Origin of the sequence: Halococcus morrhuae DSM 1307 (assembly GCF_000336695.1) — an archaeon.
Classification (GTDB): domain Archaea; phylum Halobacteriota; class Halobacteria; order Halobacteriales; family Halococcaceae; genus Halococcus; species Halococcus morrhuae.
In genome coordinates this window covers 44,845-52,224 of the sequence record NZ_AOMC01000033.1, presented here as the reverse complement: position 1 = coordinate 52,224, position 7,380 = coordinate 44,845, and the positions used below count along the sequence as shown (strand labels likewise).

9 protein-coding genes are annotated in these 7,380 nt (G+C 64.7%); 3 read left to right on the top strand and 6 right to left on the bottom strand.

From position 1 onward, the window contains the following. Positions 1–2,155 precede the first annotated feature (2,155 nt). A complete protein-coding gene (locus C448_RS16075) occupies positions 2,156–2,311 on the top strand; it encodes a hypothetical protein (protein WP_160162769.1) in 156 nt (51 codons plus the stop codon). A 1-nt stretch (position 2,312) separates the two neighbouring features. Here the strand turns inward: C448_RS16075 and C448_RS01775 are convergent, their stop codons facing one another. Continuing rightward, positions 2,313–3,050 carry an SDR family NAD(P)-dependent oxidoreductase gene (locus C448_RS01775; protein WP_004051459.1) on the bottom strand — a complete coding sequence of 246 codons (738 nt, stop codon included), beginning with the start codon at positions 3,048–3,050 and terminating at the stop codon, positions 2,313–2,315. A gap of 88 nt (positions 3,051–3,138) precedes the next feature. Here C448_RS01775 and C448_RS01770 point away from each other — a divergent pair, with 88 nt between their 5' ends. Next, the gene (locus C448_RS01770) at positions 3,139–4,104 is read left to right on the top strand and encodes an ROK family protein (RefSeq protein WP_004051457.1); all 966 of its coding nucleotides are present in this window, start codon (positions 3,139–3,141) and stop codon (positions 4,102–4,104) included. Positions 4,105–4,149: 45 nt separating this feature from the next. Here the strand turns inward: C448_RS01770 and C448_RS01765 are convergent, their stop codons facing one another. Together C448_RS01765 and C448_RS01760 are read right to left on the bottom strand one after the other, a co-directional pair. Then, a complete protein-coding gene (locus C448_RS01765; protein ID WP_004051456.1) occupies positions 4,150–4,527 on the bottom strand; it encodes a DUF7532 family protein in 378 nt (125 codons plus the stop codon). Between the two features lie 38 nt (positions 4,528–4,565). Then, positions 4,566–5,513, bottom strand: a complete 948-nt coding sequence (locus C448_RS01760) for an NOG1 family protein (protein WP_004051455.1) — start codon at positions 5,511–5,513, stop codon at positions 4,566–4,568. A 94-nt stretch (positions 5,514–5,607) separates the two neighbouring features. On the opposite strand from C448_RS01760, the gene C448_RS01755 reads away from it, so the two are divergent. Further along, positions 5,608–5,958: a DUF5518 domain-containing protein gene (locus C448_RS01755; protein ID WP_004051452.1), complete on the top strand. Its 351-nt coding sequence runs from the start codon at positions 5,608–5,610 to the stop codon at positions 5,956–5,958. A 4-nt stretch (positions 5,959–5,962) separates the two neighbouring features. Here C448_RS01755 and hisE read toward each other — a convergent pair whose 3' ends face one another. The 3 genes from hisE to pdxT are packed head-to-tail and all read right to left on the bottom strand — an operon-like array spanning position 5,963 to position 7,354. Next, entirely contained in the window at positions 5,963–6,271 is a 309-nt protein-coding gene (gene hisE / locus C448_RS01750) for a phosphoribosyl-ATP diphosphatase (protein WP_004051445.1), read from the bottom strand. Next, positions 6,268–6,726: a bifunctional nuclease family protein gene (locus C448_RS01745; protein WP_004051444.1), complete on the bottom strand. Its 459-nt coding sequence runs from the start codon at positions 6,724–6,726 to the stop codon at positions 6,268–6,270. The genes hisE and C448_RS01745 overlap by 4 nt, the downstream gene beginning before the upstream one ends. A 37-nt stretch (positions 6,727–6,763) precedes the next feature. Next, a complete protein-coding gene (gene pdxT, locus C448_RS01740; protein ID WP_004051441.1) occupies positions 6,764–7,354 on the bottom strand; it encodes a pyridoxal 5'-phosphate synthase glutaminase subunit PdxT in 591 nt (196 codons plus the stop codon). Between the last annotated feature and the right edge of the window lie 26 nt (positions 7,355–7,380).

Below are 7,380 nucleotides of genomic sequence, written 5' to 3'. Positions count from 1 at the left end.
GACCCTACCAAGTCTGGTGTTGTTGAGAGGGAAGACAAGGCCGTTACAGCTAGTTAGCTGATACGTGTTGCGGCCGGGAACGATACTATTGACCGATCCAATAGATGAATAAAGTGGTTTGTGTTCATTTCTATTATTTTCGCGAGGGTATATTCGCGTCACGATAGCGCAGCCGCTCCGCATGGAGCGGCTCGCGTACCTCTTCCTATCGATTAGCCTGCCTCAAGATCACGGCTCCACAGATACCGCTTCTTTGTCTCGGTGAGGAGCGGGATCACTGTCTCCATCTCGATGTCTGGAAAGAGCTCGCGCATTCGCGCGAGCGATGCCTCCCGCGAGATGTAGCCGTGTTTGACAGTCCGCACGGTCATTTGGGTCTTNATGCGTCCGAAATCGACGCTTTACCTGCGTCGATTTCGTGTGGCTGAAGTAGCGTTCGGCGTTGTTCGATGTGCTCGGGACCCACTCATCCCGGAGATGGACCACGAACTTCTCGACGTTCTCCATCACCTCCTCGACGTACGTCCGGACCGCTGGCGGCAGGTGCTCGATTTTATCGAGCACTGCCTCAAACCGCTGGAGAGCCGCTGGATACGACNCCTCCTCGACGTACGTCCGGACCGCTGGCGGCAGGTGCTCGATTTTATCGAGCACTGCCTCAAACCGCTGGAGAGCCGCTGGATACGACGGAGCAGCGAACACGCTCTTGAACTCGCTCCAGACAATCGCGGCGTGAAGCTTCTCCGCGTTGGAGTACCGAACGCTCTGGAACACCTTCTCTCGGAGCTTCTTCTCGCCGTTCTTCAGGAAATGGTAGTGACACCGGTGGTGGAACGCGCCGAGATCGTCTTCCACGATCTCGGCATAATCCGAGCGTCCATCCGTGGTCACGACGAAGATGGGTTTGTCTTCGAGAGCAGTGGTGAGGAATTCACGGACGGTGGCCTTTGTGCACCCGTCGACGACTTGCTCGGCGACGGGTGCTCCCATGAGGTCATCGTAGAGCAACAACCGGTATGCGNCACGGACGGTGGCCTTTGTGCACCCGTCGACGACTTGCTCGGCGACGGGTGCTCCCATGAGGTCATCGTAGAGCAACAACCGGTATGCGCGCTTCCCATCGATGCGGAGATACTGCTCGTCATACGTGTAGATGCCCGAATACGTGGGGAGATCGTTGCGGACGATCTCCCCCGTATCTTCGGTGATCCAGTTGCGAATCTGCTCGTTGGATGGTCGAACACCGAAATGAATGGTACAGATGTCCTGAAGCCGNATCTCCCCCGTATCTTCGGTGATCCAGTTGCGAATCTGCTCGTTGGATGGTCGAACACCGAAATGAATGGTACAGATGTCCTGAAGCCGTTCGAGGGACGCTTTGGTGAACGCGTTCACGACGCGTACCAGGCGTCTGACCTCGTCGGGGTACTGGTGTTCGTCCTCGATGTAGGCCAAACTTGGCGAGAACGTCCCTCCACAGATACGACATCGATACCGTTGCACTCGCACGGGCGCGTGCCCGTGCGGGTGCCTGCCGTAGGTTCCGTGCTTGTTCGCACGCTCTGACCCGCACTCACAGACCAGCGTCGGGTCCTCGACGAGTGAAGGTTCATGAGGCGTGGTCTCGAACGATCCAGTTGGTGTGGTGGGACTGAGTGACACTACAGTCACTACCGCACCAACCTTCTAAGGGCATGACGTGTTGCGTCGCTGCGGCGCAGCGACGCCACGGTAATTCGAGACGACCTCTCACTATTCGGGCATAGCGGCGCTCATCCTCACCAACACTCTACTTGGTAGGGCGGAAGAACCTCCACTTTTTTACGACTCGGGTCGGCTCACTCCGTTCGCCGACCACTCGTCGCAAAAACCTGGACTAAAAACGTCCGCTCGCTCCCTCGCTACGCTCGGTCACTCACGGTGAACCGCGCTCACTCCGTTCGCGCGGACATATCCCCTCCTCACAGCACCGCAGAAGCCCTCACTCGCTCCCGCCGGTCGCTCGTTCGCCCTTCATCCACCAGGCAAGCGCCCACTCCTGAGTCTGCGCTCGTCCCGCGACCGTACCGCAACCGCAGACCGCGCCGCACCGCGGCCGGCGGCCGCCGGCCAACCGACCGGACGACTTTTTGCACACTGCGTCGACGTGCGCGACATGGACGCACTGCTCCATCTGGGGTTCAGTCACGCACAGCCGATCGTGCTCGTCGTCGCCGCGATCGCCACCTTCGCCGTCGGCCTCTGGATCGGAATGCGCCGCCGAACCGACGACGGCGCGAGCACGCACTTCGACGAGGAAAGCGACCAGTAGATCAGACTCGCTCGGGTCGCCAGCCACCGTCGACAGCGACGTTCTGGCCGCTCAGGTAGTCGCTGTCCTCGTCGAGGAAGAATCGAAGCGCCTGCGCCATGTCGTCGAAGTTCGCCGGCCGCCCGCGCGGGAGTTCGTCAGGGAACTCGTCGGAGTTCTCGACGACGTACGGCGAGACCGCGTTCACGGTGATCCCGTCGTCCTGCGTGTCGGCCGCGAGCATCCGCGTGAACATCACGACGCCCGCCTTGGCGACGAAATAGGGGAAGTTCTTCGGACTGACGAGCAGGCGATCGGCGCTCGCGTAGCCGATGTTGACGATGCGACCCCACTCACGTTCTCGCATGCTCGGCAGCGCGCGCTTCGCACAGAGATAGGTCCCGTTGAGGTTCGTTTCGAGCACACGATTCCACGTCTCGAACGAGATTTCTTCCCAGTGGCGCGGCGCGAACGCGCCGACGTTGTTCACGAGGACGTCGACATCACCCAGTTCGTTTTCCACCGCGTCGAACAGCTCGTCGACTGCGTCGGGATCGGTCACATCGCCCTGAACGGTCGTGACCTCGACGCCCAGTTCGGCGGCCTGCTCGGCGACCGACTGCGCTTCCTCGTCGCTCGTGTTGTAGTGGACGGCGACCGACGCGCCACAGTCGGCCAGCGAGAGCAGGAGTTCGCGACCGACGCCCTTCGCGCTGCCCGTCACCAGCGCCGTCCGCTCCGAGAGATCCGGTGTTATCACGCGCTCGCTTCGCGTCCGGGGGATTTAGCATCGCCGCCCGCAACGAGGAAATCAGGGCGACTAAGCCGACGGCCCCAGTTGTGCGTGTATGGCGACCTACGCCGGCGTCGACCTCGGCGGGACGAACGTCCGGGCGGTCGTCGCCGACGCCGATGGGACGATCCTCGGCAGCCACAGGCAGGCGGCACCGCGCGGCCCGAACGGGCTGGCCGTCACCGAGGCGATCCTGGACTGCCTCCGCGAGGCGTCGGCGGCGGCGGGCGTCGAGCCCTCCGGGACAACTGCGGCCGCCATCGCCGCCGCCGGACGGCTCGATCTCACTGAAGGACTAGTCGAACCGACGAACATCCCCGTGGGCGAGGTCCCGCTGCGCGGGCCCGTCTCGAACCTCCTCGAAACCGACGAGATCCGTCTCCACAAGGACGTCGCCGCCGGCGTCATCGGCGAGCGCTATCACGCCGAGCGCAACCCCGACGACATGGCCTATCTCACCATCTCGTCGGGCATCGGCGCGGGCATCGCCGTCGACGGCTCGATCCTCTCGGGCTGGGACGGCAATGCCGGCGAAGTCGGCCATCTGACGATCGACGCCACGGGCGAGATGACCTGTGGCTGCGGCCACGACGGCCACTGGGAGGGCTACTGCTCGGGCGCGAACATCCCCGCCTACGCCTGCCGACTCTGGACGAAAGCCGATCGCCCCGCAACCGCCGTCCCGATCGAGAGCGACGATTTCACCGCCGCCGACGTGTTCGCCCACGCCGAGGGAGACTCGTTCGCCGAGCACGTCGTCGAACGTCTCGCCGACTGGAACTCACTCGGAGTGGCGAACCTCGTCCATACCTACGCGCCGCTGGTGATCTCGATCGGCGGTGCGGTCGCGCTCAACAACGAAGCACTCGTCGTCGATCCGATCCGCGAGAGACTCGACGGACTGGTGATGACGAACGTTCCCGAGATCCGCCTCACCGAGTTCGGCGACGACGTGGTCGTCCAGGGGGCGCTCGCGAGCGCGCTCACCGGCGGCACCGGCGACATCGACCGTCACGAATGAGTCTCTTCCTTCGACGCCCCTCGTCCATCTTCGATGCCGAACCGCTCACCGGAGCGCCTCGCGATCGGTGGCGAAGCGCACGCGGCCGTCGACCGTGGGACCGAGCGAGAGTTCGACGACCTCCTCGGAGAGAACGCGCCCGCCCTCGACCGGGACACCCCACGTGTCGAAGCGGAGGTAGCCCCGGATGTCGTCGGCATGAGTGAACAGATCGAGATATTCGACGGCGTGTTCGGGAAACTCGTTCGCGCTATGGGCTCGATCCATGTCGGAGTACACGACGTCGAGCCCGGCAAAAAAGTCGTCCAGGCGGTCGGCGTCGCGTTCGGTCGCTTCGACCACGGTGTCCGAAACCGCCGCGATCTCGTCGGTCGAGAGCCCCGCCTCCGAAAGCGCGCGCTGCGTTCGTTGGTCGAAGTGCATGCGCCGAGTTCGAGTCCGACTGGTGAAAGCGTCGCGGTCTACGGCAGTTCGGGCTCGTAGCCCACCATCTCGACCGCCGCGTCAAGGAGTTCCTCGATCCCTTCGTCGTCTTCGACGCTCAGGTAGTGATCGGCGTCGAGATCGCGCGAGCGATCGGCCTTCGTACAGACAGTCGCGATCGGCGTGTCGAAGCGTTCGTAGACGGCGTCCCGGAGCGCGAGCTGGTCGTCGAGCGGGTAGCCACAGGCCGCGCTCGCGTCGACGAAGACGAGCACGGCGTCGGCGGCGTGAGCCAGCGCGCTCTCGGCCTGGAGCTCGATCCCGTTGCGCTCCTCGTGCTCGCGATCGAGCAATCCAGGTGTGTCGACCAGTTGATACCGGATGTGCTCACGCGTGAAGTGACCGACGCCGATCCGCGTCGTGGTGAACGGATAGGAAGCGGTCTCATGGCGCGCGTTCGTGACGTGGTTGACGAACGTCGACTTCCCGACGTTCGGAAAGCCCGCGACGACGATCGTCGGCTCGTCGGGTCTGATGTCGGGCAGGACTTTGAGCTCGTCACGGGCCGCGCCGAGTCGTTCGAGGTCCTCCTCTACATCGTCGACGATGTCCGCGAGCCGGGCGAACGCCTGTTTTCTGAGTTTGCGCGCCGTCTCGACGTCACCGTGCAGTCGGCCCTGATATTCGCGCTTGATCGCGTCGGTCTGGTTGCTCGCCCAGCCGACGTTCGAGAGGCTCTGTCGCACCGCGTCGACGTCGACGATGGCGTCGGCGAGTTCGTAGTAGAACGGATCGAGCGTGTCGAAATCCGGCCAGCTCGTCACGACGTTTTCGAGGTTGTCCGAGAGGATGTTGCCCGCGGTCTGGAGCATCGACACCTGGGCGTCGATCCCGGACTGGGCCCGCCCGGCGCGGGTCGCCCGCGAGAACGCCCGGTCGACCAGCTCCTCGTCGGTGGGCGTGGTCGGGATGTCTTCGAAAATCATGAGGGCTGTACTGCGCACGGACGTAAAAGCGCGTCAGTCGGTCGCCGAGGTCGCCGTCGACACGGATTTATCATCGCCCGGAGTACGCACGGGTATGACCAACTGGCGCGCCGTGGGAATCGGCTTCCTCATCGAACTCGTGCTCAGCATCATCGGCGGGATCGTCCCGATCATCGGCCAGCTGTTCGCCGCCGTCGTCGGTGGATTCACTGCAGGCTACATCGCCGGCGGCGGGTTCGGTCGCGGGTTCTGGCACGGTCTGCTCGCGGGCGCGCTCGGCGGGATCATCGTCGCGGTACTCGTGACGGCGCTCGTCGGCGTGTTCGACGCCACGCTCGGCTTCGCCGGCCTGCTTGGCGGCAGCGTGCTCGTCATCGGCATCACCCTCGCACTCGTCCTCGCCCTCCCGAGCGCGCTCGCAGGGGCACTTGGCGGCGCATTCTAAAGGCTCAGCGCCGTTCGCGCAGTTCTGCACGCAGTTCGTCGAGACTGACGTCTTCCATCGCCAGCAGGACGAGCAGATGGTAGACCAGATCGGCGCTCTCGGCGACGAGTGCGTCGTCATCGTCCTTGGCCGCGAGCACGACCTCCGTGCTCTCCTCGCCGATCTTTTCGAGCACGGCGTTCTCGCCCTTCTCGTGAGTGAACAGCGACGCGGTGTAGGAATCTTCGGGCAGCTCCGCCTGTCGGTCGGCGATGACCGCCGCGAGCTCGTCGAGGACGTTCTCCGATCGCTGTTCGGCATGCTCTTCGCTCACAGGTCGGCCACCTCGCGGATGTCGTCGAGTTCGTCGAACGCCTCGCGCTCGCGGCGACCTTCCTCGTAGACGGCGGGGTCGACGTCGATCGGGGCGTTCGTGCGGGCTGCGAGCGCGAGCGAGTCGCTCGGGCGCGCGTCGATGACGCGCTCGCCGCGGGGCGTCTCGACGTGGAGGTCGGCGGTGTACGTTCCGCCGCCCTCACTCTCCTCGATTGCGTCGACGACCACGCTGTCGACCCGGCCACCGAGCTCCTCGACGATATCGAGCAGGAGATCGTGGGTGAGCGGCCGGCCGATGTCGACGGCGTCCATCCCACGGGCGATGGCCGACGCCTCGTCGAAGCCGATGAAGATCGGGAGGTAGTCGGCCTCGCCGTCCACAGCGAGGAGAACCACCGGCACGGGGCCGGAGGGCGTGCCCGCGATGCGGACGGCGTCGATGTGGGCGTTCATATCCGCTGGAGGGTGCGAGCGATCAAAAGCCCTGTCACTACCCGTCGATTCGCTCGAAGAAGGCCAGTCTGTGGACCTGCGCGTCGTCAGTGAGCTCCGGATGGAAGGCGGTCCCGACGACGGGGCCGTCGCGCACCGCGACCGGCTGCCCGTCGAACGTCGCGAGCACCTCGCAATCGCCCGCATCGTCGATGCGCGGCGCGCGGATGAACACCGCCGGGAACGGCTCGTCGAGCCCCTCGACGTCGAGATCGGTCTCGAAACTGTCGCGCTGGCGGCCGAAGGCGTTGCGCTCAACGGTCGCGTCGATCAGCCCCAAATTCTCGACGCGCTCGTCGCCGGCGTCCGCACAGGCGACGATGAGGCCGGCACAGGTCGCGAGCAGCGGCTTGCCCGCGTCAACGTGAGCGACGATTTCGTCGGCGAGCCCCTCGCGCTGGAGATGCGTCGAGATCGCCGTCGATTCGCCGCCGGGCAACAGGAGGAGATCGCAGTCGGGGATCGTTCCCGACGAGCGGATCTCGATCGGGTCGGCACGCTCGCCGTGGGCACGGGCCGCCCGCTCGATCGCTGCCGCGTGCTCCCTGAAATCACCCTGGACAGCGACGACGCCGGCCGTGAGACTCATGTCGTGGCTACGCCGCCCGGCGAAAA